This window comes from Streptomyces sp. NPDC054887, from assembly GCF_053610585.1.
Genome location: NZ_JBSGYQ010000020.1, coordinates 18,284 through 42,692, shown reverse-complemented (window position 1 = coordinate 42,692; position 24,409 = coordinate 18,284). Strand labels below are relative to the sequence as shown.

The 24,409-nt window shown below is 73.0% G+C and carries 20 protein-coding genes; 8 read left to right on the top strand and 12 right to left on the bottom strand.

The annotated features are described in order from the left end of the window. Positions 1 to 38: 38 nt before the first annotated feature. On the bottom strand, positions 39 to 1,430 hold the full coding sequence (locus tag ACWGH0_RS14140; RefSeq protein WP_453404425.1) for a purine-cytosine permease family protein: 1,392 nt from the start codon (positions 1,428 to 1,430) through the stop codon (positions 39 to 41). Between the two features lie 151 nt (positions 1,431 to 1,581). Between ACWGH0_RS14140 and ACWGH0_RS14135 the strand changes: the two genes are divergently transcribed. After that, positions 1,582 to 2,190: a TetR/AcrR family transcriptional regulator gene (locus ACWGH0_RS14135; RefSeq protein WP_453404424.1), complete on the top strand. Its 609-nt coding sequence runs from the start codon at positions 1,582 to 1,584 to the stop codon at positions 2,188 to 2,190. Between the two features lie 88 nt (positions 2,191 to 2,278). Here the strand turns inward: ACWGH0_RS14135 and ACWGH0_RS14130 are convergent, their stop codons facing one another. The 5 genes from ACWGH0_RS14130 to ACWGH0_RS14110 form a co-directional block, all read right to left on the bottom strand. Then, the gene (locus tag ACWGH0_RS14130; protein WP_453404423.1) at positions 2,279 to 2,947 is read right to left on the bottom strand and encodes a response regulator; all 669 of its coding nucleotides are present in this window, start codon (positions 2,945 to 2,947) and stop codon (positions 2,279 to 2,281) included. Continuing rightward, positions 2,944 to 4,299, bottom strand: a complete 1,356-nt coding sequence (locus ACWGH0_RS14125) for a sensor histidine kinase (protein ID WP_453404422.1) — start codon at positions 4,297 to 4,299, stop codon at positions 2,944 to 2,946. The genes ACWGH0_RS14130 and ACWGH0_RS14125 overlap by 4 nt, the downstream gene beginning before the upstream one ends. A 10-nt stretch (positions 4,300 to 4,309) precedes the next feature. Next, the gene (locus ACWGH0_RS14120) at positions 4,310 to 5,482 is read right to left on the bottom strand and encodes an acyltransferase family protein (protein WP_453404421.1); all 1,173 of its coding nucleotides are present in this window, start codon (positions 5,480 to 5,482) and stop codon (positions 4,310 to 4,312) included. Then, positions 5,475 to 6,443: an alpha/beta hydrolase gene (locus tag ACWGH0_RS14115; RefSeq protein WP_453404420.1), complete on the bottom strand. Its 969-nt coding sequence runs from the start codon at positions 6,441 to 6,443 to the stop codon at positions 5,475 to 5,477. Before ACWGH0_RS14115 ends, ACWGH0_RS14120 begins: the two co-directional genes overlap by 8 nt. 150 nt (positions 6,444 to 6,593) lie before the next feature. Next, on the bottom strand, positions 6,594 to 8,141 hold the full coding sequence (locus ACWGH0_RS14110) for an MFS transporter (protein ID WP_453404419.1): 1,548 nt from the start codon (positions 8,139 to 8,141) through the stop codon (positions 6,594 to 6,596). Positions 8,142 to 8,388: 247 nt separating this feature from the next. On the opposite strand from ACWGH0_RS14110, the gene ACWGH0_RS14105 reads away from it, so the two are divergent. Continuing rightward, positions 8,389 to 8,712 carry a putative quinol monooxygenase gene (locus ACWGH0_RS14105; protein WP_453404418.1) on the top strand — a complete coding sequence of 108 codons (324 nt, stop codon included), beginning with the start codon at positions 8,389 to 8,391 and terminating at the stop codon, positions 8,710 to 8,712. A gap of 77 nt (positions 8,713 to 8,789) precedes the next feature. Next, entirely contained in the window at positions 8,790 to 9,485 is a 696-nt protein-coding gene (locus ACWGH0_RS14100) for a type 1 glutamine amidotransferase domain-containing protein (RefSeq protein WP_453404417.1), read from the top strand. 66 nt (positions 9,486 to 9,551) lie between these two features. Here ACWGH0_RS14100 and ACWGH0_RS14095 read toward each other — a convergent pair whose 3' ends face one another. The 4 genes from ACWGH0_RS14095 to ACWGH0_RS14080 all read right to left on the bottom strand — a co-directional run bounded on the left by ACWGH0_RS14095 (position 9,552) and on the right by ACWGH0_RS14080 (position 15,899). Beyond that, positions 9,552 to 12,398, bottom strand: coding sequence for an NHLP bacteriocin export ABC transporter permease/ATPase subunit (locus ACWGH0_RS14095; protein WP_453404416.1), 2,847 nt, complete (start codon positions 12,396 to 12,398; stop codon positions 9,552 to 9,554). A gap of 1 nt (position 12,399) precedes the next feature. Further along, the gene (locus tag ACWGH0_RS14090) at positions 12,400 to 14,676 is read right to left on the bottom strand and encodes an NHLP family bacteriocin export ABC transporter peptidase/permease/ATPase subunit (RefSeq protein WP_453404415.1); all 2,277 of its coding nucleotides are present in this window, start codon (positions 14,674 to 14,676) and stop codon (positions 12,400 to 12,402) included. Beyond that, a complete protein-coding gene (locus tag ACWGH0_RS14085) occupies positions 14,673 to 15,479 on the bottom strand; it encodes an HlyD family efflux transporter periplasmic adaptor subunit (protein WP_453404414.1) in 807 nt (268 codons plus the stop codon). The genes ACWGH0_RS14090 and ACWGH0_RS14085 overlap by 4 nt, the downstream gene beginning before the upstream one ends. 195 nt (positions 15,480 to 15,674) lie before the next feature. Further along, positions 15,675 to 15,899, bottom strand: coding sequence for a type A2 lantipeptide (locus ACWGH0_RS14080; RefSeq protein WP_138895529.1), 225 nt, complete (start codon positions 15,897 to 15,899; stop codon positions 15,675 to 15,677). Between the two features lie 495 nt (positions 15,900 to 16,394). Here ACWGH0_RS14080 and ACWGH0_RS14075 point away from each other — a divergent pair, with 495 nt between their 5' ends. Then, a complete protein-coding gene (locus ACWGH0_RS14075) occupies positions 16,395 to 16,835 on the top strand; it encodes a hypothetical protein (protein ID WP_453404413.1) in 441 nt (146 codons plus the stop codon). 19 nt (positions 16,836 to 16,854) lie between these two features. On the opposite strand, the gene ACWGH0_RS14070 is transcribed toward ACWGH0_RS14075, so the two are convergent. Continuing rightward, positions 16,855 to 17,580: a class I SAM-dependent methyltransferase gene (locus ACWGH0_RS14070; protein WP_453404412.1), complete on the bottom strand. Its 726-nt coding sequence runs from the start codon at positions 17,578 to 17,580 to the stop codon at positions 16,855 to 16,857. A 119-nt stretch (positions 17,581 to 17,699) separates the two neighbouring features. On the opposite strand from ACWGH0_RS14070, the gene ACWGH0_RS14065 reads away from it, so the two are divergent. From ACWGH0_RS14065 to ACWGH0_RS14050, 4 genes are all read left to right on the top strand, one after another. Beyond that, entirely contained in the window at positions 17,700 to 18,170 is a 471-nt protein-coding gene (locus ACWGH0_RS14065; protein ID WP_453404411.1) for an SPW repeat protein, read from the top strand. Positions 18,171 to 18,332: 162 nt separating this feature from the next. After that, positions 18,333 to 20,684, top strand: a complete 2,352-nt coding sequence (locus tag ACWGH0_RS14060; protein ID WP_453404410.1) for an FHA domain-containing protein — start codon at positions 18,333 to 18,335, stop codon at positions 20,682 to 20,684. An 11-nt stretch (positions 20,685 to 20,695) separates the two neighbouring features. Further along, entirely contained in the window at positions 20,696 to 22,003 is a 1,308-nt protein-coding gene (locus ACWGH0_RS14055; protein WP_453404409.1) for a hypothetical protein, read from the top strand. Further along, positions 22,003 to 23,010, top strand: a complete 1,008-nt coding sequence (locus tag ACWGH0_RS14050) for a serine/threonine-protein kinase (RefSeq protein WP_453404408.1) — start codon at positions 22,003 to 22,005, stop codon at positions 23,008 to 23,010. Before ACWGH0_RS14055 ends, ACWGH0_RS14050 begins: the two co-directional genes overlap by 1 nt. Here ACWGH0_RS14050 and ACWGH0_RS14045 read toward each other — a convergent pair. Beyond that, the gene (locus tag ACWGH0_RS14045; RefSeq protein ID WP_453404407.1) at positions 23,007 to 24,308 is read right to left on the bottom strand and encodes a streptophobe family protein; all 1,302 of its coding nucleotides are present in this window, start codon (positions 24,306 to 24,308) and stop codon (positions 23,007 to 23,009) included. The genes ACWGH0_RS14050 and ACWGH0_RS14045 overlap by 4 nt on opposite strands. Positions 24,309 to 24,409: the final 101 nt, after the last annotated feature.

The window sequence follows — 24,409 nt, the reverse complement described above, 5'->3', positions numbered from 1 at the left end:
TGCGCTCCTGTGCGTGCGGTGCGGGTGGTACGGGCGTGTCAGCGGGCGGGACGCAGCGGCTTGCGGGCGACCAGCGCCCAGTAGGTGAGAGCGGAGACGACCGAGCCGAGGAGCGTGAGGTCGGCGCCGCCGAGGGGCGCGACCAGGGGGCCGGTCCACAGGGCGGAGTCGCAGGTGAGGGCGGCGAAGACGATGCCGGTGAGGAGCGCGGCCATGCCCGCCGGGTGGTAGCCCGCCCGGTATCCGTACGCGCCGCCCGGCCCCGCGTGCAGGGCCTCGGCGTCGTACCGGCAGCGGCGCAGCACCATGTCGGTCAGGAAGACACCGCTCCACGGGGCGAAGACGATGATGAGCAGGGAGAGGAAGGACAGCAGCGACTCGGTGAAGTCGGCGAAGAAGAGGGCCCAGAGCGAGCCGGCGGCGGTGACGGCGGCGCTGATGAGGATGGCCCTCGACCGGCTCCAGGGGATGCCGAGCACCTGGAGGTTCAGGCTGGACGAGTAGAGCGTGATGATCGAGTTCGTGACGGAGCCGAGGAGGACGAGGGCCAGGAAGACCGGCTGGAACCAGCCGGGCAGGAGCGTCTCGGTCCCGGCCACCGCGTCCGTCATGTCCGTCTGGGTGGCGGCGGCGACACCGGCCACGCCCAGCGCGACCGAGGACAGGAACCCGCCGAGGGCGCCGCTCCAGGTGAGGGAGCGCAGCGAGGTGGACTCGGGCAGGTAGCGGGTGTAGTCGGCGGGCATCGGCACGTACGAGAACGGGCTCGCCAGCATGACGACGAACGCCAGGCTCCAGCCGGCCGCGCCGGGTCCGGTCGCGGGGGCGGCGGTGTCGGCGCCGGGCAGGACGAAGACGAGCAGGGCGGCGAAGCCGGCGGCCAGGGCGTACGCCATCCAGCGTTCGGCGAACTGCACGGTGGCGTGCCCCCACATGGCGACCGCGAAGGTCAGGGTGAGCGTGACCAGGAGAGCGAGGGCGCGGGCGGTGTCGCCGCCCTGCCAGCCGATCTCGGCGAAGAAGACCTCCAGGGCCAGCGTGCCGACCACCGTGTTGACGATGGTGTAGCCGATGCTGACGATCCAGTTGAGCACTCCGGCGGGCCAGTTGCCGCGCGTGCCGAAGGCGGCGCGGGAGATCACGAGCGTGGCCGTACCGGTACGGACTCCGCTGAGGCCGGCGGCGCTGATGACGAAGAAGGCGAGCCCGCCGACGACCACGACGGCGGTCGCCTGCCAGAAGGACAGTCCGAAGGCGACGGCGAGCGCCCCGTTGATGACGTAGGTGAAGGTCAGGTTCGAGCCGAACCAGAGCCAGAAGAGGTCCTTCGCGCTGCCGTGCCGTTCGTCGTCCGGGATGCGGTCGATGCCGTGGGTCTCGACCCGGAACACCTCGTCGGTCTGCTGCCGCCCGGCCATGTGCGTCGCCATGCCACTCCCACCAGATCTTGAATGCCGTTCTAAGAGTTAGAACGGCATTCAAGATGCGGTGTGGCTCCCCCACCCGTCAAGACCCCGGCGAGAATCCGCGGCTAAGGTCGTGACATCGGTACAGACGGCACGGACGGCTAAGGGGAATCGGGTGGCGGGAGCGGCGCGACGGCGCGACGGGCACATCGCCCAGGAGCGGATGCTCGAGGAGGCCATGGCGCTCATCGCCGAGCACGGCCTGGCCGCGCTCACCATGTCCGCGCTCGCCGAGCGGCTGGAGACCAGCGGCGGCCACATCCTCTACTACTTCGGCAGCAAGGACCGGCTGCTGCTGGAGGCGCTGCGGTGGAGCGAGAGCGACCTCGCCGACGAACGCCGGGTCCTGCTGGGCCGCCGGACGACGGCGGAGCGCAAGCTCGACCGGTTCCTGGAGCTGTACCTGCCGCGCGGGCCGCGCGACCCGCGCTGGACGCTGTGGATCGAGCTCTGGGCCCGTACGCCCGCCAACGAGGATCTGCGCCAGGCGCAGGAGGAGATGGACCGGGGCTGGCAGGAGGACCTGGAGGCGCTGCTCGCCAGGGGCGTGGAGCGCGAACGGTTCGCGCCGATGGACATACCGGCGCGTGCCTCGCAACTGCTGGCCCTGCTGGACGGCCTGAGCACCCGCGTCGTCCTGGGCCAGCCCGGCGGCGACCGCGGCCGGGCCCTGACGGCGGCGAAGTCGGCCGCGGGGCTGCTGATCCCGCGGGCGGCCGGGTAGCGCGGCGGCCGACGGCCGCGCGGCTCGGGGGCAGCGCGACTCACCGGGCCGGCAGCTCAGCCGCCCGGCGGTCCGTTCCCCCGGCGGTTCAGTATCCGGTCGGGCGCACCAGACCCGTCTCGTACGCGAAGACGGCGGCCTGGGTCCGGTCGCGCAGGCCCAGTTTGAGCAGGATGCGGCTGACGTGGGTCTTGACGGTCTGCTCCGCCACCACCAGCCGCACCGCGATCTCCGCGTTCGACAGGCCCTGCGCGACCAGCGACAGCACCTCGGTCTCCCGTTCCGTCAGGTCGCCGACACGGTCCTTGAGCGGGGCGCGGGGCCCGTCGCTCAGCCGGGAGAACTCCGTGATCAGACGCTTCGTGATGTTCGGGGCGAGCAGTGCGTCGCCGGCCGCCACCACCCTGACCGCCCGGGCGAGTTCGTCGGCCGACGCGTCCTTGAGGAGGAACCCCGAGGCGCCCGCGCGCAGCGCCTCGTACACGTACTCGTCGAGGTCGAAGGTGGTCAGGACCAGGACCTTGACGGTGGAGGCGGCAGGTTCGGTGATGCGCCGGGTCGCGTCGATGCCGCCGAGCACGGGCATGCGGATGTCCATCAGGACGACGTCCGGGCACAGTTCGGCGACCTTGGCGACGGCGTCGAGGCCGTCCACGGCCTGGCCAACGACCTCGATCCCGGGTTCGGCGTCGAGCAGCACCGTGAATCCCTGGCGGACCATCATCTGGTCGTCGGCTATGAGCACGCGGATGGTCATGGACCGCCCTCCAGGGGAAGTGTCGCCATTATCTCGTAACCGCCTCCGGGCACGGGCCCGCCGGCGAAGTCTCCGCCCAGCATGGCAGTGCGTTCGCGCATGCCCAGCAGTCCGTGTCCGGCGCCCCGCGAGGGCGCGGGCGGCCCGTCCGGCGCGGTGTTGGTGACCCGGACCGAGAGGCTCGTCGACCGGTACCCGATCTCCACCCGCGCCCGCGCCCCCGGCGCGTGCCGCATCACGTTGCTGAGCGCCTCCTGCACGATGCGGAACGCCGAGAGCTCGACGCCGGGTGGCAGCGGGCGCCGTTCCCCGGTAATCCGCGTGGCGACCGTGAGCCCGGCGCCGCGCACGTTGGCGACCAGTTCGTCCAACCGGTCGAGCGTGGGCTGCGGGGCGTGGCGCACGGCGTGCGACAGGGCGTCCTCGGAGCGCAGTACGCCGAGCACCCGGCGCAGTTCGGCGAGCGCGCCGACGGCGTTCTCCCGGATGCCGGCGAGGTTCTCGCGCAGTGCTTCGGACGGGTTGTCGACGAGGTGGGGGGCGACCTGGGCCTGGATGGAGATGACCGACATGTGGTGGGCGACGACGTCGTGCAGCTCGCGGGCGATCCGGTTGCGCTCTTCCAGGAGGGTGCGCCGCGCCCGTTCCCCGGCCGTCATCTCCTCCTGGACGACCAGCTCCGTGCGCGCCACCTGACGGCCGCGCAGAGAGCCGCCGACCACCACCGCGGCGGTGAGGATGCCGGTGGCGCGGCCGACGCCGCCCAAGGGGCCGAAGGGAAGCAGCGCCCCGCAGAGCAGACCCGCCAGGAGGCTGATCGCCAGGGCCTCGGCCGCGACGCGGGGTCGCAGCCGCAGGGCCAGCAGGAAGAGCACTCCGGCCTGCGCGGCGATGCCGGCGCCGGTCCAGGGGAACAGCGGGTCCCAGGGGTACTGCGGGCCGACGGGCACCGGGGCCGCGCCCGGACCGGTCCACACCAGCGCCTTTTGCCCGGTGACCTGCGCGACCGAGAGCCAGGCGACGACGACCGTGGAGACGGTCACCAGCCACCACGCCGCCACCGGCCGGAACACCGCGACGACGAGTGCGAGCGACTGGGGCCCGCCGAGCAGCAGGGCGTACCGGGTTCCCAGGCCGTGCCCCGAAGCCGATTCGAGGTGGTTGACGTTGAACACCGCGAGGAGCCCCGCGCACATGACCAGCACGAGCACGACGACCGGCTGCCACATCAGCCAGCCGGGACGTCCGCCGCGCGGCAGCGGAGCGGCGGCTCCGGTCCACAGGTCCTCGCGCAGGGTGCGGGGCAGCCTCCGCAGCGCCGCCGCCGACCGCCGCCCGTCGATCTTCTTCACCAGGTCAACCCTAAGCACGCCGTACCTCCGGCTCACGGGCGGGACGCCCTTCGCGCACCACCCTGCTGTTCTCCAACACCTCGCGCACGCGGGGCTGTTCGTACGAGTGGAACGCCGCCCGGCACACCGCGAGCGCCGCGGCGAACACCGGCAGCCACGCCAGCCGGGCGAACACCCACCCGGCGCCGTCGGGCACGGTGTGCAGGCCGGTCAGGGGCCCGTCGGCGAGCAGTCCCACGGCTGTGACCGCCATCATCGCGGTCTGGTGCCAGAGGAAGACGGTCATCGCGGAGAGGTTGACCAGCGCCACCGCCGCCCAGGCGGCGGGCCGCCGCAGTACCCGGCGCAGCGGTCCGAGCAGCAGCGCCGCCGCGCCGCACTGGGCGAGGCCGAACGTGACGGCGGCGAGGGTCGGCGGGGCGAGGTTGGAGACGCCGGCGCCCGGCACTCCGACCATGGACGCCGGGTAGCCGCCGTACAGGACCAGGAGGGCCGTGGCGGCGGTGCCGCCGGTCAGCAGGGCCCAGCCCGTCGCGTGGCCCGGCGGACCGCCGCGGGCCCATGCGGCTCCCAGGCAGTACGGGACCAGCCAGCCCGCCGCCACGTTGGCCCAGCCGGTCCAGGCGGGCCCGCCGAGCCCGAAGCGGACCAGGTCGACGTGGAGTACGACGGCGAGCGGCCACAGCGGATGCAGCCTGGCCGCCAGGGGGGTCGCCGCCGTCAGGGCGGCGAAGACCAGCAGGAACCAGAGCGGCGACAGCACCAGTTTCAGCAGCGCGCGCACGGTCTCGGGGCTCGCCCCCGCCGCGAGCATCAGGCCCGCCGCCAGGGCCCATACCACCAGCACGGCGGCGACCGGCCGGCTCAGCCGGACCGTCCGGGCGGCGAGCCACTGCCCGTACGTCACGCCCCTGGCTCGGGCGGCGGCGTAACCGCGTGCCCCCACCAGCCCGCCGACCAAGAAGAAGACGGCCAGGGTCTGGAACAGCCAGGAGACCGGGGTGAACTGGGGCATGGACCGCAGCGGGCTCGCGGCCCGTACGGCGCCGGTGTCGGAGACAAGGGCCGTCACCAGCCAGTGGCCGAGCACGACGCCGAGGATCGCCAGGGCCCGCAGCGCGTCGACGGCCCGGTCGCGGCCGGGCGGAGTCGCCGTGTCGATCCGCCGGGCGAGTTCACGCATGACGGCCCTCCCGGGAAGGCGTCCCGCCCCGGACGATCCGGGCGATGTTCGCCAGGGACACGGAGCCGGGCCGCAGATAGTCGCTGTGGCCGCCGTCGCCCGCCGGGAACACCCGGGCGCCGAACGCCGGCGAGACCGGATCGGCCCCCAGCCCGACAGTGGCGAAGGGAAGGCGCAACCGTGCGTGCGGTACGTGGGCGATCCAGTCACCGGCGCCGCGGCCGGCCCAGACGGCGGCGCGCGTGCGCAGAGCGGCGACGTCGTCGGCGCCGGCCCCGGGGCTGCCGTACAGCACAAGGTTCGCGACGTCGAGCCCGGCCGCGGCCCGGCCGCAGACCACGGAACCGTACGAGTGGCACAGCAGGGAGGTGCGGGCTTCGGGTCTGGCCGCGCGCAGTTGGGCCGCGAACCGGCGCAGCGCGGGGGCGGCGTCGTCCGCGCGGCCCGGCGTCAGCACCTCCGGGCTCACCGTGCCCGGCGTCCGGTAGCCGAGCCAGGCCACGACGGCGGAACGGCCGCCCAGTGCGCGATGGAGCGCCGTCGCGCCGGCCCGGAGGCGTCCGTACCGGTCGAGGCTGGTGTCCGACCCCGGCACGAGGACGGCGATCCGCTCGGCCCCGGACAGGTCGCCGAACACTTCGGCGGCGCGGCCGCCGTCGCGGCCGTCGAAGGCGAGGACGTGGCGCTCCGGGCCCGCCATGGCGCGCAGTGCGGCGGCCCGCCTCCGGTCGCCGTGGCCGGCGGCCGCGCGTTCGGCGGCCCGGATGCCGTCCCGGTTGGCGGCGTACCGCTGGGCCAGGTCCGCCGGGGTGGCGGCCCGCAGCGGGGCCGGGGCGGACGGCGCGGGCGCCGGGACGGCGGACGGGCGGGCCGCGCCCGACACCGGGACGGCGACCGCGGCGATGACCAGCGCGGCGAGCAGGGTGCGGCGCGAGCGGCCGGGGTGAGGGCGGGACGCCATGGAGGGTGGTCCTTTCCGTACCGGGTCCCATTCGGGCTTCCGGTAGGGAAGGTATGGATCACACCTCGTGGTCGGCGTCCCGCCCGGGAGCGCACCTCGCGCGTAGCTCTCCAGTACTACGGGTAGGGGGCGCCGTCCCGGGGGCAGGCGTCAGTGCGCGTTCTCCGTCGGGCGGAGGTCCTTGGGGATCTTCGCCCAGGCGAGCGCCGCCGCCGCGACGGGCAGCGCCGCGGCGAGCAGGAAGGTCGGCGTCATGCCCGCGGTGAAGGCCGTGGCGACCTTGTCGAGCAGTGCGGCGCCCTCCGGGCCGCCGGTACGGGCGGCCAGGTGCGCGGCCTCGCCCACGGAGTCGCGCACGGCCGCCGTCGACGCGCTGTCGAGGCCGAGCGCGGGCAAATGCGCCCGGTACAGCGCGGAGGCCACGCTGCCCAGGATGGCGACGCCCATCGCCGCGCCCAGTTCGTAGCAGGTCTCCTCGATGGCCGCGGCGCCGCTGACGTCGCGGGCGGGGGCGGCTGCCATCAGGGTGACCGAGGCGACCGTGGTGGCGATGCCGACACCGCAGCCGAGCACCGCCAGGGCGAACGCGACGGACGGGTAGTCGAGCACGCCGGCCCGCTGGAACGTCCAGGGCAGTGCGAGACCGGCGGTCATCATCAGCAGACCGCCGCCCAGTACGTGGCGGATCGGGAGCCGATGCATCAGCGCGGGCGTCACCAGTGAGGTGACGACCAGGCCGAGGGGCGCGGGGAGCAGCCGGACGCCGGCCTCCAGCGGGGTGTAGCCCTCGCCGTACTGGAACCACTGCGTGATCAGGAACAGCGCCGACCCGAGCGCGATCATCCCGAGGAAGATCGCCGCGGCGGCGATGCTGAACGACCGGCTCGCGAACAGCCGTACCTGCAACAGGGGCTGTTCGAGCCTCAGTTGCCGGCGTACGAACACGGTCAGCGCGACCGCGGCGAGGACCAGCAGCGCCCAGGCCACCGGGTCGGCGGGGCCGCCCTTCCCGAGCTGCTTGACGCCTCCCGCGAGGGCGAGCATGCCGACGACCGACTGCCCGACACCCCACCAGTCCCAGCGCCCGTCCCTCGGCCGGCGCGATTCGGGCAGCAGCCACAGGCCGAAGGCGATGACGCCCAGCGCGACCGGGATGTTGAGCAGGAACGCCGACTGCCAGCCGTTCCTCTCCACCAGCAGACCGCCCACCACCGGGCCGAGCGCCATGCCGCCGCCGAAGACCGCCGCCCACACCGCGTACGCGAGAGCGCGCTCGCGGGCGTCGGTGAAGACGTGCCGCAGGATCGACAGGGTCGACGGCATGATGGCCGCGCCGCCGACGCCGAGCAGCGCGCGGGCGGCGATGACCTGCCACGGCGCGGTGGCGAACACGGCGATCAGCGACGCCAGCGCGAAGACGCCGAAGCCGAGGAGCAGCATGCGCTTGCGCCCCCAGCGGTCGCCGAGCGCACCGGCGGTGACCAGCACACCGGAGAGCGCGAGCGCGTACACGTCGATGATCCACAACTGCTGCACGGAACTCGGCCGCAGATCGGCGACGAGGGAGGGGAAGGCGACGTTGAGGATCGTGGTGTCCATCGCGATCAGCAGCAGGCTGCCGGAGAGGATCGTGAGGACGGCCCAGCGCCGGGGATCGAGCTGAGCCCGGGTGTCTTGCCGGGCGGGGGCGGGGTGCATGGGTTTCCTGTTTCTGGTCCTAGCGAGCGGGCGCGGCGACACCGCACGGTCTCGCCTGAGACATCAGTGTCTCAAATAAGACGCCGATGCGCACACTCGATACGTCGACGCGTCACTATGCCCGCTATGCGCGCTATCCCCGCTCCAGGCGTTTTCACGGCCGGGGGTCGTGCGGCTGCCTCGTGTCACGCTCCGGCCGGAAGGAGCGACTGGCGTAGCTTGAACGAGTGCGACATAGAATGCCCGAATGATCTTCATTGTTGTTAAGTTTCCGGTGAAGCCCGAGTACGTCGACGCGTGGCCGCAGCACGTCGCGGCCTTCACGGAGGCCACGAGGGCCGAGCCGGGCAACCTGTGGTTCGAATGGTCGCGCAGCCTCGACGAACCGGACACGTACGTACTGGTCGAGGCGTTCCAGGACGACGCCGCCGAGGCGCACGTCGGCTCGGCCCACTTCAAGGCCGCGTTGGACACGATGCGCCCCCTGGTCCGCCGCACGCCCGACATCGTCAGCACGACCGTCGAGGGCGCCGACGGGTGGAGCGCGATGGGTGAACTCCGGATCGACTGAGCAGACGCCCGGCGGGCGAGACGGACCGACGGACGACACCGACTGACGGACGAGACCGACTGACAAGGGAGTGCTTCATGTCGAAGATCCTCTTCGTGGTGACCGGCGCCGATCACTGGACGCTGGCCGACGGCACCCGCCACCCGACCGGTTTCTGGGCCGAGGAGGTCGTCGCCCCCCATGAGGTGTTCACCGGCGCCGGGCACGAGGTCCTCGTGGCGACGCCGGGCGGCGTCGTGCCCACGGTGGACCGGGCCAGCCTGGCCCCGGAGGTGAACGGCGGCCCCGAGGGCGCCGACCGCGTGGTGCGGGCCATCGCCTCCTTCGAGGAACTGCAGCGGCCGTTGAAGCTGGAGGAGGTGGACGCGGCCGACTACGACGCCGTGTTCTACCCGGGCGGCCACGGCCCGATGGAGGACCTGTCGGTCAGCGAGGAGTCGGCCGCGGTGCTGACCGGCACGCTGGCCTCGGGCAAGCCGCTGGGCATCGTGTGCCACGCGCCCGCGGCCCTGCTGGCCACGGAGAACGCCCCGGGCGGCTCACCGTTCGCGGGCTACCGGCTGACCGGGTTCAGCAACGCGGAGGAGGCCGGGGCCGGCTTCGCCGGGAAGGCCCGGTGGCTGCTCCAGGACCGGCTCGTACAGCTCGGCGCGGACTACCGCGAGGGCGAGCCGTGGGCGCCGTACACCGTCGTGGACCGGAACCTGTACACCGGACAGAATCCGGCGTCGTCCGGTCCCCTGGCACGCGAGATGCTCAAGGCGCTGGGCTGACGGCCGCCCCGCGCGGCTTCGTACCGTGCGGGCGCGGGACGGGTCCTGGCCGGCGCCCGCACCACTTCACGCCAGTTGGCGCCGCACCAGTTCGTGCAGCCGGCCGCCCGGGTCGGCCAGCAGCCGGGCGGGCGGCCCCTGTTCGACGATCCGGCCGTCGTCCATGACGAGCACCCGGTCGGCGTCCATGACGGTGGACAGCCGGTGGGCGATCACCAGGCGGCCGGCGCTCAGCCGGCGGGTGCTCTCCATGACGATGCGCTGCGTCTCGTTGTCCAGTGCGCTGGTGGCCTCGTCGAAGAAGAGGATGCGCGGACGCCGCACCAGCGCCTGAGCGATCATCAGGCGCTGGCGCTGGCCGCCCGAGATCGCGCCGCCGCCCGAGATCATCGTGTGCAGCCCCATCGGCATCCGCCTGATGTCCTCCGCCAGGCCGGCCATCTCGGCGGCCTCCCACACCTCCTCCTGGGAGAAGACCTCCGCGCCGCTGATGCACTCCAGGATCGACCCGGTGAGCGGCTGCGCGTTCTGGAGGACGACGCCGCACTGGCGGCGTACGGCGGCCCGGTCGAGTGCCGCCAGGTCCTGGCCGTCGTAGAGCACACTGCCCGACACGGGCTTGTCGAAGCCGATGAGGAGCCGCAGCAGGGTCGACTTGCCGCAGCCGCTGGGGCCGACGATCGCCACGAACTCGCCGGGCCGTACGTCGAGCGACACGTCGTCGAGCACCAGCGGCCCGTCGTCGGTGTAGCGGAAGGAAAGCTTCTTGGCCTCTACGGCGCCGGACAGGACGCCGGGCTGCGCGCTCGCGCCCCGCACCTCGGGAGCCTCGTCGAGGACCGGCTTGATCTGCTCGAACATGGGCAGGACGGCGGCCACCGAGATGAGCGCGCCGGTCAGCTGGGTGACCGAGGTGAGCAGCATGGTGACGGCCGTGCTGAAGGTCAGGAACGCGCCGGCCGACATGCTGCCCCGGGCCGGCCCCGCCAGCAGCATGAACATGCTCAGCGAGCAGAGCGGGAGGTAGACGGCGTCGAGGACCGTGGTGAGGTTCTTGACGCGGCCCGCGCGCTGCTGCAGTTCGCGCGAGCGGGCGAACTCCCGGGCCCAGGCGGCGTACGCGAAGCTCTCGGCGGCGGCGACCCGCAGCTTGGGCAGTCCCCGCAGGGTCTGGAACGCCTGGTTGTTCAGCTTGTTGCCGAGCTCGACCAGCCGCCGCTGCCAGCGCACCTGCCACAGGCCCATCGCGAGGAACACCGCGCCGATGACCACCAGCATGGCGACCGCCGCGAGCGCCAGCGGCACGCTGAACCAGAACAGCAGCACGACGTTCATCGCGCCCACCGTGCTCGCCTGCACGGCCACCGGGCCGAGCCCCGAGAGCACCCGGCGGATGGCGCTGATGCCCATCGCGGCGCTCGCCAGCTCGCCGGTGGAGCGTTCGGTGAAGAACCTCGTGGGCAGCCTCAGCAGGCGGTCCCAGACGGCGGGCTGGAGGGTCGCCTCGATGCGGCCCTCCATGCGCAGGATGGTGAGGTTCTGGAGCAGCATGAACGACGCCGTGACGATGCTGGTGATCATGACGGCGAGTGAGACCTGCGCGATGAGCCCGCTCTCGGCGTTCGGTACGTACACGCCGAGCACCTGGCCGGTCGCGATCGGCACCAGGCCGCCGAGGCCGACCGTCACCAGGCCGCTCAGCAGCAGGTTGCGCAGGTCGAACCGGGTGTCCCGGAGGCTGAAGCGCAGCAGCCCCCACGGGGTCGCCGGGCGGTCGGGCAGGGGGCGGTAGAACATGACCGCGCGCGGCTCGAAGTCGTCCGCGTTGTCCTTGCCGACGCGGATGCGCAGGCCCGATGCCGGGTTGAGCGCCTCGTACCGTCCGCGCCGCCACACCAGCGCGACGGGCGCACCGGACTTGGCGCGGCGGCCGACCAGCGGGCCGAAGTCCGTCCGCCACCAGCGTCCGTCGAGCCGGACGTCGCGGGTGCGGACGCGGGAGTGCAGCGCGATGCGTTCGACGGGGGTGACGCGGTCGTTGACGGCGCCGCCCCTGGGCGGCTCGGTGAGGGTGATGCCCGCGGCCTCCGCGACCCGGCGGCAGACGGCGAACGTGGCGTCGTCGCCCGAGCGGTCGGTCTCCGTCGTACCGCGCCCGGACCGGTCGGGGCGGCCGATGGAGGCGACCAGGGCCTGGTCGGCCCGCTCGCGCACGGCCGCGCCGGCCTTGATACCGGCCGCGGTGCGGTCCTCGTGGGCGCGCTCCAGCTCCTCGATCCAGTGGTCGACGGCCGACAGCAGCCGGTGCTGCTGGTTGACCAGCTGCTGCCACATCGCGGTCTCGATCAGCAGGTCGCCCGCGGCCTCGTGGCCGTAGGAGGCGCCGTACTGCACGCTGCCGGGCGACACCGGCATCCACAGGACGTCGTCGTCGCCGACCGCCCCGTCGCTGTCCGGGCGGCCGTCGAGCGGGGCCTGGAAGAGCACGCCGAGGCCGCGTCCGACTCCGAGCGCGAAGGCGTGGTCCAGAGGGCTCTCGTACACCGCGTGGGCGTCGCCGTGGCCCTCGGCGTGTCCGGGCTGCCGCCAGAGCTCCCGCAGCGGGATCCGCCGCAGCAGGCAGTCCTGCGACGGCCGGCCGATCAGGGTGTGCTGGGGGCCGTCCACGGGACCGAGCAGCAGCGCCCCGGCTTCGAGGCGGCCGAGGAAGTGCCAGTGGCCCTGCTGGACGGCGTCGACCGCGAAGAGGTCGAGCGCTCCGCCCACGACGAGCCACAGCACCTGGGGCCCCTCCAGGGAGAGGCTGCGCAGTCCGGAGCAGTCGACGGGCGCGCCGAGACCGCCCAGCGCCCAGGTCACCGCGTCGGGTCCGGGGGGAGCGCCCTCGACGGCGCCCGGGTGTACGGACGCCATGTCAGTGCTCCCTGACGAGCGCGGCGTACGCCCCGCCGGCCGCGACCAGCTCTTCGTGGCGGCCGCGCTCGACGACCGTGCCGTGGTCGAGTACGACGATCTCGTCGCTGTCGCGCACCGTGCTCAGCCGGTGGGCGATCACGACGCAGGCGCAGCCGCGCCGCCGCAGGTTGTCGATGATGATCCGCTCGGTCTCGGCGTCCAGCGCGCTCGTCACCTCGTCGAGTACGAGGATGCTGGGCCGCCTGACCAGCGCCCGGGCGATTTCGAGGCGCTGGCGCTGGCCGCCGGAGAAGTTGCGGCCGTCCTGCTCGACGCGGCTGTGGATGCCGTCGGGGCGCCGTGCGATCACGTCGTACAGCGCGGCGTCCCGGAGGGCCGCGACGACGGCCTCGTCGGGGATCGAGGGGTCCCACAGCGCCACGTTGTCGCGGACCGTGCCCTCGAAGAGGAAGACGTCCTGGTCGACGAAGGACACGGAGGCGGCCAGCGCGCCGCGGGGGATGTCCTCCAGCCGCTGTCCGTCGATGCGGATCGTCCCCTCCCACGGGGTGTAGAGCCCCGAGATCAGCCGGGAGACGGTCGACTTGCCGCTGCCCGACCCGCCGACGAGGGCGACCTGCTGCCCGGGACCGACCGCCAGCGAGAAGCCGGTGAGCAGCGGTGCGTCCAGGGGGCTGTAGCCGAAGGTGATGTCGTCGAGGGTCACGTGCCCGGTGAGCCTGCGGGTGCTGCCGTCCGGCTCGCGGCGCGAGTACAGCACGTCGACGGGGAAGCTCTCGACGTCCTTCAGCCGGGCGACGTCGGCGGCGAAGTCCTGGATGCGGCCCGCCACGCCGTTGAGCCGGCTGATGGGCGCGGTGAAGCGGGCCACCAGCGCCTGGAAGGCGACGAGCAGACCGATGGAGATGTGGCCCTCGACGGCCCGCAGACCGCCGATCCACAGGATCAGCGCGCTGTTGAGGGTCGCGAGCGTGGGCGCGACGACGGCGAGGAACGCGCTCGGCACGCCGAGGCGCTGCTGCACGTCCAGCGTGGTGGCGTGCTGTCCCGCCCAGCGGCGGAAGAAGCCGTTCTCGCCGCCGGTGGCCTTCATCGTCTCGATCAGCTGGAGCCCGGTGTACGACGTGTTGGTCAGCCGTGCGCTGTCCGCCCGCAGCTTCTGGGTGTGGGTGGCCCGCAGCCGGATCACGACGCGCATGGCGACGACGTTGAGCAGCGCCACCACGACGCCGACGAGCGTCAGCTGGGGGTCGTACGTCCACATCAGGAGGGCGTAGAGGATCACCACCACCCCGTCCACCCCCGCGGCGGCGAGGTCGCGGGCCAGCGTCTCGGCGACCGCGTCGTTGGACTGGAGGCGCTGGACGAGGTCGGCGGGGCTGCGCTGCGCGAAGAAGGTGACGGGCAGCCGCAGCAGGTGCCGCAGGAAGCGGGCGCTGCTGAGCGTGGAGGAGATGATGCGTCCGCGCAGCAGGTTCGCCTGTTGCAGGCCCGTGAGTACGGCGGTCAGCGCCACCATGGCCGCCATCGAGGCGAACAGCGGCCCCAGCATCGACGTCTGCTCGCCGATCAGGAACATGTCGATGTACGTACGGCTCAGCGCGGGCACCGCGGCACCGACGGCGACCAGGAGCAGGCTGGCGAGCAGCGCGGCGAGCAGGGTGCCCGTCGTTCCGCGCAGGCGGGCGGGGACGGCGCTCAGCACGCCGGGTCTGCGGCCGCCGCGCCGGAAGGACTCGCCGGGCTCGAAGACGAGGACGACCCCGGTGAAGCTGGTGTCGAAGTCCTCGGAGGGGACGAAACGGCGTCCCTTGTCGGGGTCGTTGACGTGCACGCCCCGGCGGCCGAACCTGCGCCCCATGCCGTCGTAGACGACGTAGTGGTTGAACTCCCAGAAGAGGATGGCGGGCGGCTGCACCTCGGCCAGGGCGGCCGACTCCATCTGCATGCCCTTGGCCTGGAGGCCGTAACCGCGGGCGGCCTTCAGCAGGTTGCTGGCCCGGGAGCCGTCGCGGGACACGCCGCAGGCGATGCGGAGCTCTTCGAGCGGCACGTGGCGGCCGTGGTGGGCGAGCACCATGGCCAGCGCGGCGGCGCCGCACTCCACCGCCTCCATCTGGAGGACGGTGGGCGTGCGGACGGCCCCGCGCTTCTTGACCTGGACGGGCCGGGCGCGGCGGCGCCCGCCGGCGGACGGCTCCGGGCGGTGCCTGCGGCGGCCCGCGGACGGCAGTTGCGGCTGGGGCGGCGCGGCGGACGGCTGGGGCGGGGTCACGGGAGCAGCCAATCGATCGGACGCTGCGCGGCGAGGTGGACGGCGCCGGTGGCGAGGGTCATGGACTCGACGGCGTACGGGGGCCCTTGCGAGGTCGACCAGGCGTAGCCGGAGCGGGAGTCGGCCGAGCGCTCCAGCCGTACGAGCACGGAGACGGGCGGGCCCTGCCGGGAGAACTCCTCACCGAGCTGGCCGCTGCCGAGGAAGGCGGTGATGCGCTGGCGGGTCTGGGCGGTCCTGCCGACCGCTTGGACCCGGCCGCGCAGTACGCCGTACCGCTGGGTCGCGACGGACTGGACCGTGAGGTCGACCGCCGCGCCGACGGGCACGGTGGAGCCGCGTTCGGCCGGTACGTACAGCATGGCCATGAGGGGGTCACGGGCGTGCCGCACGCGTTCCACCGCCGCCACGTCCGCTCCGGTGGTCACCACGGAACCGATCGCGGCGACGAGCGTCGTCACCCGGCCGGCCGCGATGGTGCGGACGACGGTGTCGCCCCGGGCGGTACGGACCTTGAGCAGCGGCGCGTTCGCGGGGACCCGCTCGCCCTCGTCCGCGAGGACGGCGGTGACCTGACCGGCGACGGGGCTCTGGAGGACGTAGCTTCCCTGGGCGTGCGTGAGGACGCCGGGGGCGGCGACCGTGGCGGACACGGTGCCTTTCACGGCCCAGACGGCCGAGGCGATCATGACGACGACCGTGACGGTCAGAACAAGCCGGCCCTGGGGCCTGGCGAATCGCACCGGCAGATCGATGTCTTCGGGCGATTGCAGCTTGGAAAGCGCCTGTTGGCGAAACTGCACGACACTCTTCCCTCAACCGCAATGGGCCGACTGCAATGATCCGGCGGCACATCGGCCGCCGGGAATTCGAGGCGGCCGTACGCCCCGGAACCTGGGCGGGTCCGGGGCGGTACGGCCCGGCCGGTCGGCAGGGAGGGGACGCCGACGGGCCGTAGTCACCGCTGGGTGACCGCGCCGCTCGGCGGCGCGGGCGGATCAGACGCCGGCGACCGTGGCGGTGGCGATGCCCGTGACCGCGCCCGTGTTGAGGCCGGTGACGCCCTCGACGGTGCCGAGGGCGGAGCCGACGGTGCCCGAGACGGGGACGACGGAGTTCAGGACGCCGGTGGCGTTGCCGACCACGCCGCCGAGGAGGCCGCCGGACACGTTGTCCAGGTCGTTGTCGGAGATTTCCTGGGTCGCAACCTGGGAGAAGTTCATGATGCGAGTTTCCCTTCGCGGTGAATATTTCGAAATAACCGGGACCGCCCTGACGGGCAGGTCTCGGTGTGAAGGATCAAAGCACGTAAGCGCGTTGGGCAGCCAGTCGGGACATTGCCCGTCCGGTCACATCTCTGCGTGGAATTACCGTGACGTGCACGGCCGTCCATGACTTGGTGACAGGTTCTTCACCGGATCGCCCGAGCTGAATGCGAAGCAGCCTTGAAACAACGCGCGACCGATTGGGACATTCCCGCGCAGACGTGCATATCCGCAGGTCAGCACAGGTGTGACTATTTGTAGACCGTGTGCCGCCTGCGCATTCGATGTGCAGATTCCCTGGTGTGACACGTCACTTACGGAAAGCCACTCCACAACGGCGGGAGAAACTGAGGGACTTCCTGCCGGAACGGGCCGCCTAGGTCATCAGCGACATGGGTAGGAAACCGGTCAGGAGAGAACGTCCGCCGCGAACGGCGGCAAGAGGGGACACCCATGGACCTGAGTGAGGTCACCTACCAGGATCCCGACGACGAATCCGGCGAGGCCGCCATGCGCGCATACGCGCGGCGCGCCTGCGAACTGACCGGCATGGACCCGGAGTTCGGCGTGCCCGCGCTCGCCACCATCGCGCTGCGCGAGTCCGCGTCCAACCACCCGCGCTGGCGGGTGAACACCCAGGACTCCAACGCCCACGGCCCCGTCGTGGCGGACGGCCACCCCCAGAACTGCTCGCGCGGCGCGACGCAGTGCATCCCGCCGACGTTCGCGCGCTACCACCAGGAGGGCACCGCGACCACGCCGTACGACGTGGTCGCCTGCATGTGCGCCACGATCAACTACGTCCGCGCCAGGTACGGCGTCAACGAGTCCGGGTCCAACTTCACGGAGCGGGTCCAGCAGGCCGACCCGGACCGGCCGCCCAAGGGGTACTGAGACCCCCGCACCGGCCCGGTCACGCCTTGCGGGCCACCACCAGCCGCCACCCGGGGCTCCCGTCGGCACGCCGGCCGAGCTCCTCCAGGGGCTGCGACCGCACCTCGAACCCGGCCCCGGCCAGGTCGTCCAGCACCCCCCGCAGCGGAAACGTCCGGTAGTACATGACGAACCTCGGCCGCCACAGCGCGTTGCGCACGCGCATGACGGAGTCGAAGCCGAGCAGTGCCCAGTACAGCGGCGACCCGATGCGCGGTGGCGCGCCGACGGGGAAGGCGAAGAGTCCACCGGGCCGCAGTGCCCGGTGGACGCCCGCGAACAGCGCGGGCCGCTCGGCCGGCAGGAAGTGCCCGAACGCCCCGAAGCTCACCGCCAGGTCGAACTCGCGGCTGAACGGCAGTGCGCGGGCGTCGGCCCGCACCCACTCCACCGCCGGCTCCCCGCCCTCGCCGCACGCCCGGCGGGCGGCGGCCAGCATGCCCGCGCTGAAGTCCACCCCGGTGACCCTCCGGCGGCACAGCGGGCGCAGTACGCGCGCGCCCGCGCCGGTGCCGCAGCAGACGTCGAGGCCCGCGTCGAACGGGCCGAGGGGCTCCAGGGCCGCGGCGACGGCGTCCAGGAAGCGGTCGGGGGTGCGGAAGGGGGTGTGGTCGAACTTCGGGGCCAGCAGGTCGTAGCCGCGCTCGATGGACGACAGCGCCTGCACGGTCAGCTCGCGGAAGGTGGGGCCCTGGGAGGTGAACACGGGCCCAGCGTAGCCAGGGCCCTTTTCCGGCCCGCCAGCCCGTTGACCAAAGGGGATGGATGGGCGTTAATTAGGACGTAAAGGGCAGATAAAGGCTCTCTTAGTGGAGGCAGCCTGTCATGACCACTCACACAAGCATTGAGCAGCACCCGGACGTCGCCGAGATGCGTTCCCGGTTCGAGCGGGCGACGGCCACGCCGCGCGCTCAGGCGATCGAGACGCTTGCCCTGCTCACGGGTCTGTACCTCGCGGCGTCGCCCTGGATCGTCGGGTTCAACGGCCTCACCACCCTGGCCGTGTGCAACCTGATCACCGGTGTTGCCTACGCCATGTGCATGGGCGGGTTCGGCTCGGCGTACGAGCGGACCCACTCCATGGCATGGGCCGCCGCCGCCATCGGCGCGTGGACGATCGTCTCCCCGTGGGTCGTGTCGGGCAACGTCGACACCACGCGCAGCGTCGTCAGCAACGTGATCGTCGGCTGCGTGGCCCTGCTGCTCGCCGTGGCCATGGCGGCCATGAACAGCGGCAGCCCCGGCGCGTCCCGTTCACGCGGCCGCCGGAACACGGACGTCGGCGCGAGGGCCTGACACCACCGGACCGCACGCCGTAAGGGCCCCGGTCGCGGCGCGACCGGGGCCCGGCCATGTCCGCGCGTGTCCATGGGTACGGGCCTGCGCACCCGTCCCGCCGGCGCCTGCGAGCGCCTTCTCCGAGCGGCGGAAACGGGGTCCGAAAGCTAGAATCGGGACATGGGTGAACGGCCTGTCGCGCCGACGCCACCCGAGCTCGTCCTCGAAACTGAGGCGGGCTCGACGCTGATCAGTCCGAGCAGGGACTACCACGTCGGGCGCGACCCACTGAGCGACATCGTCATCGACGACGCACGCGTGTCATGGCATCACGCGGTGCTCCGGCCCGAGTCCGACCACTGGACCCTCGAGGACGAGCACAGCACCAACGGCACGTTCGCCGAAGGCAGACGGATCCACGAGTGGGACGTCGGCCCCGGCAGCGTCATCCGCTTCGGCAGCCCGGCGGACGGGCCGCGCGCGGTCCTCCTCGGCCACGGGCGACCACCGTCCGCGCCGGAACGCCCCTCCCGCGTGTCGATGCCTGCCGCGACGGGCACCTTCCGGCAGCCGACCACCGTACGGCCGCTGCCGGCCCGTACCGTGCGCATCGGCCGCGCCGCCGACAACGACCTGGTCGTGGACGACCTGATCGTCTCGCGCCGGCACGCCGAACTGCGGGCGCGTCCCGACGGCACGTACGAGATCGCCGACCTCGGCAGTCACAACGGCACCTACCTCAACGGCCAGCCCGTCTCCGTGGCCCAGGTCTCCCCCGGCGACATCGTCGGCATCGGACACTCCGCGTTCTGCCTCGTCGGCGACACACTCCAGGAGTTCGTCGACACCGGTGAGGTCTCGCTCGACGTACAGGACCTCGCGGTCTCGGTGGACAAGGGCCGCAAGACACTCCTCGACCACGTCACCTTCCCCGTCGGCCAGAAGTGCCTGCTGGCCGTCGTCGGGCCGAGCGGCGCGGGCAAGTCGACCCTCCTCAACGCGCTGACCGGGCTGCGGCCCGCCGACCGGGGGACGGTCCTGTACGACGGCCGCGACCTCTACCGGGACTACGCCGAGTTGCGCCAGCGCATCGGTCTCGTTCCGCAGGACGACATCCTGCACTCGCAGCTAACGGTGAAGCGGGCCCTCGGGTACGCCGCCGAGCTGCGCTTCCCGGAGGACACTGCGAAGAAGGAGCGGCAGGCGCGGGTGACCGAGGTCATCCGCGAACTCGGGCTCGAACAGCGGGCCTCCCAGCCGATCCACAGCCTGTCCGGCGGCCAGCGCAAGCGGGTCAGCGTGGCCCTGGAGCTGATGACGAAACCGTCACTCCTCTTCCTCGACGAGCCGACCTCGGGGCTGGACCCCGGCATGGACCGCTCGGTGATGCACATGCTGCGGGGCCTCGCCGACGACGGCCGTACGGTCATCGTCGTCACGCACAGCGTGCTCAGCCTCGACGTGTGCGACCGGCTGCTGATGCTGGCTCCCGGCGGGAAGATCGCGTACTACGGGCCGCCGGAGGACGCGCTCGCCTTCTTCGGCTTCGAGCAGTGGCCGGAGGCGTTCGAGGCGTTCGAGAACGACCGCGAGCGCGACTGGGCGGGCCAGTACCGGGACTCCCCCTTCCACCGGCGATACGTCACCAACGCCACCGCGCAGCCGCTTCTGCCGCGGGCCGAATCGGCGCCGGCGGTCGTCGGGCCGCCGCCCCGGACCCGGAGCCGCAGTGCGCAGCTGCGGACGCTGGTGCGGCGGTACACGGCCGCGCTGAGCGCCGACCGGACCTTCCTGGCTATCATGATCGCTCTGCCGTTCGTCATGGGCGCGATGGCCCGCGCGCTGGCCGGGTCGCGGCTGACCCAGGAGACGGCGATGAACGCCCTGCTCATCCTGTGCGTCGGCGGCGTCCTGACCGGAGCGGCGAACGCGGTGCGCGAACTGGTCAAGGAACGGGTGATCTACCAGCGGGAGCGTGCGGTCGGCCTGTCCAGATCGGCGTACCTGATGTCCAAGATCGTCGTGCTGGGCACCATCACGATCCTCCAGGCCGTCGTCCTGACACTGGTCGCCCTGGTCGGCGTCGACCTCGGCGCGCCCGGCGGCGAAGGGGTGCTCATGCCGCCACTGGTGGAGATCACGGTGGCCGTCGCGATGCTGGCGTTCACGGCGATGATGCTGGGACTCCTGGTGTCGGCCATGGTGCGCAAGGAGGAGGTCACCATGCCGTTGCTGGTGCTCCTCGCCATCGTCCAAGTCGTCTTCTGCGGCGCGCTGCTGAAGCTGAATGGTGTCGTCGGGATCGAGCAACTGGCGTGGCTGGTCCCCTCGCGGTGGGCGCTGGGCGCGATGGCCGGAACCATCGGCCTGGGCGACATCGTCCCCGGGGAACTGACCTCCGACCCCCTGTTCGGACACTCCGCGGGCGTGTGGCTGCTCAACATGGGGATGCTGGTGGTGCTGTCGGCGCTGTTCGGATACGTCGTCGCGAAGCTGCTGCGCCGGCACGAACCCGCCGTCATGCGGAAGTAGGAACGGGCCCCATGGCGACCCCTGACTTCCGTCCCACGCATGTCGTCCCCCAGTACGGGCTGCCCGCCTGGGAGGAACCGGACGTGTCCCTGCCGACGGAGCCGCTCGACCCGCTGCTGCCGGTGCGCCTGATCGGCCGGCGCGGGGACTGGGGGCAGATCCTCTGCGCCAACGGCTGGTCCGCCTGGGTCGACGGCCGGCTGCTCGTGTCCGTCCCGCAGGAACCGCCGGCCGCCGGGCAGCCGATGGCCCGTACGGCGGACCCGCGCCCCCTGCTGGCACGGGTGGAGGAGTCCCTGAACCAGTACCGGCGCGCCGCCGAGGACCTGACCGCGGGCCGCACGGACGGTGAGGGCTTCCGCCGCCGCACGCGCGGACTGCGGGTCGGGATGGTGGTCGACGGCGAGTCGGTGTGGCTGTACGACGCGGAGCACGAGCGGTGGGTGTACTGCGACGGGACGCGTCTCGCCACGTACGCGGCCTCCTCGTCCCCCGCCGCCGACCCGCCGCCTGGTGACTCGCCCCGGCCGCCCCGCGAGCCGACCCGGGTGGCCGACCGGCCACCCGCCGACCCGGGAGGGGCCCACGAGCCGACCCGGGTGGCCGCGTCCGCCGCGGCCGGCGGCCGGCGCCCGTCTCCGCCCGACCCTCCCCAGGTGGTCGCCCCGCTCGGCTCCGACCCCGTCGGGCCCGTGGACAGCGACCCGCCGCAGCCGGCCCCGCCGACGGACCCCGCACCGACCGCCGCCCCACCGCCGGCGGCGAGCGCGGAAGCCCCCGAGCAGCCCCGTCAGGCGTCCCCACGCGCACCGGAGCCCACCCGCATCGTCACCCCGCCCGCCGAAGACCCCGGCGGACAGTTCCCGCACGGCGAGCACGCGCCGGAACCGGAATCCAACCGAGCAGCCCCACCCGAGCCCACCCGGATCGTCAACCGACCCTCCGCAGGCCCTGGCGGACAGCACCCACAGGACGACAGCCCCCCGCACCTCGCCCCCGACCGCCCGGCCCCGCCCGAACCCACCCGCGCGGTCGCCCGTCCGCCGGCCGGGCCGCGTGGGGGCGCGGGTGGCGGTCCGGGCGGCGAGCGGGGGCCCGGGAACGGCCACGAGCCGGGCGGCGGGGCGCCGCCGGAACCCACCCGGATCGTCACCCTGCCCGGCGGCGGCGGCGTTTCCCCGCCCGAGCCGGCCCGCGCGGCCGGGACCGAGGACGACGGCAGCGGTGGCGGCGAAGGCCGCGACCGCGAGGCCACCCGTGTGGTCCGGCCCGGTGACGGAACCGCCCCGCGTCCGCCCACCCGGCCCGGTGACGGGTGATGGCCCCCACGCCGCAGGAGAGCGGCCTGGCCGGCAGGCCGTCCGAACTGATCGGCAGCCAGATCGCCGGCTACCGCGTGGAGGGCGAGATCGGCCGGGGCGGCATGGCCGTCGTCTACCGCGCGAGGGATCTGCGTCTGGACCGTACGGTCGCGCTCAAGCTGCTCGCGCCCGAACTCGCGCGCAACGACACGTTCCGCCGCCGGTTCACCCACGAGTCACGGGTGGCCGCCGCCATCGACCATCCGCACATCGTGCCGGTCTTCGAGGCCGGCGAGACCGACGGCGTGCTCTACATCGCCATGCGCTTCGTCGCGGGTCAGGACCTGCGCCATCTGCTCGACCGCCAGGGGCCGTTGCCGATCGCCACCGCGTCGCGCATCGCCGCGCAGGTGGCGTCCGCGCTCGACGCCGCCCACGGCCACGACCTGGTGCACCGGGACGTGAAGCCGGGCAACATCCTGGTCGCGGAGGGCACGGACAGCGACCACCCGGAGCACGTGTACCTCACCGACTTCGGGCTGACGAAGAAGTCGCTGTCGCTCACCGGCTTCACCACCGTCGGCCAGTTCGTCGGCACGCTCGACTACGTGGCGCCGGAGCAGATCTCGGGCCGTCCGGTGGACGGCAGGTGCGACGTCTACAGCCTCGCGTGCGTCGTCCACGAGACGATGGCCGGGGGCCCGCCGTTCCAGCGCGACGACGACATGGCCCTGCTGTGGGCGCACCAGTTCGACCCGCCGCCGCCCCTGACGGAGCTGCGCCCCGACCTGCCGGAGGCGGTGGACGGCGTACTGGCGAAGGCGCTCGCCAAGAGCCCGGACGACCGGTACGGCTCCTGCCTTCAGTTCGTGGCCGCCCTGCGCGCCGCGGCGGCGGGCATCGGCCCGGACGCCAACGGCGGGGCGCGGGTGGCGCCGCGCACCGGGGGGCGGTCGTACGCCCCCGAGGCTCCGCCCGCTCCGCCGCGCTGGGCGCTTCCGGTGTTCCCCGGGTACGCGGGCTAGGCAGCCTGCGGCGGGACCTCGCCGCGCCGGTGGACCCGGCGGGCGAGCAGGCCCCCGAGGAAGCCCGTCACAAGACCCCAGAGCAGGGCGAGGCCGAGCGCCGTCCACAGGCGCGGCTGCAACGACACCTCGCCGCCGAGACCGCCCCCGCCGTCGTCGAAGAGGTCTCCGAGGCCGAGCAGCGACAGCCCCACCCGCGCGGAGACGCCGGCGACGAGACAGATCATCAGCACGGTGAGGGTGAGGGCGACGGCCATGTGCACGGCGTGCTGCCAGTGCCGCATCCGCGCGGGTGAGCGCACCGCCATCAGGAACGCGGCGGCGAGCACCAGGACCACGGCGGCGACCAGCAGCCACCACGCCCGCCCGTCGCGCTCGGTGAGCGTGCCGAGGTTCAGGGTGGAGACGTCCTTCGTACGGAGCACCTCGTCCAGCACCTGCGGCATCGGGAGCCCGAACGGGCCGTTCACCTTGCCCTCCCAGGACGCACCCAGGCCGAGGGTGAGGGCGATCCAGGCGAGGTTCGGCAGCCCGAGGAGGATCACCGCGAGCGTCTCGGCGCGGTGGCCGTGCGTCACCAGGACGACGAGCGCGATGACCAGCACCAGGGCGACGTACGCGAGCAGCAGGGCGACCATGGCGAAGGCGGCCGGCCGTACGGGCTCCTGGAAGCGCACGAGCCGGGCCGGGAGCGGGGCCCTGCGGGACACGAGGAGTGCGACGAAGAGGAGCCCCGCCAGCCACAGGAGCCCGAAGAGGACGGTGAGGGGGAGGTCGGCCCTGAAGCCGACCTTCGGCGAGCCGTCGTCGCCCAGCAGGTCGTCGAGGAGGCCGCCCGTCGGGTCCTCCAGGGGGATGGTGAAGGTGTGCCGCGCGAGGAGCGCGAGGACGACCAGTCCCACCACCCACAGAGCCGCCAGCCGGCCCGCCCTGCCCGCCAGTTCACGGGTCCCGGCGACGGCCCGGTGCCGCAGCGGCCGCACGAAGAGCGTGGCGGTCACCAGGGCCCCCACGAGCGTCACCGAGAGCGGCAGCACCGAGAGGTCGGCCTTCGTCTCCGCGAGCACTCCGGCGGCCCCGGACACGTCGACCGATCCGCCGACCGCCATCACCACGACGGCCGCGACGACGCGGGGAAAGGCGCCCGACGGCAGTTCGGCCGCGCCCGCGGCCCACAGTCCGAGGGCGGCCGTGGCGACCATTCCCAACAGGCCGGCGAGCACTGCCACGAGGGCGTCCCGCCAGACGTGTACGGCGCGCGTGGCGCGGCTCCGGTCGCTGATCTTCTGCTGGCTCACCCTGCCACGCTAAGCACGGCGGCCGGTGTCCGCCGCCGGAGAGGGCCGACCGCGTCAGCTTGCGGGCCGTACGGGTACGAGGCACACAATAAGCACGCAAA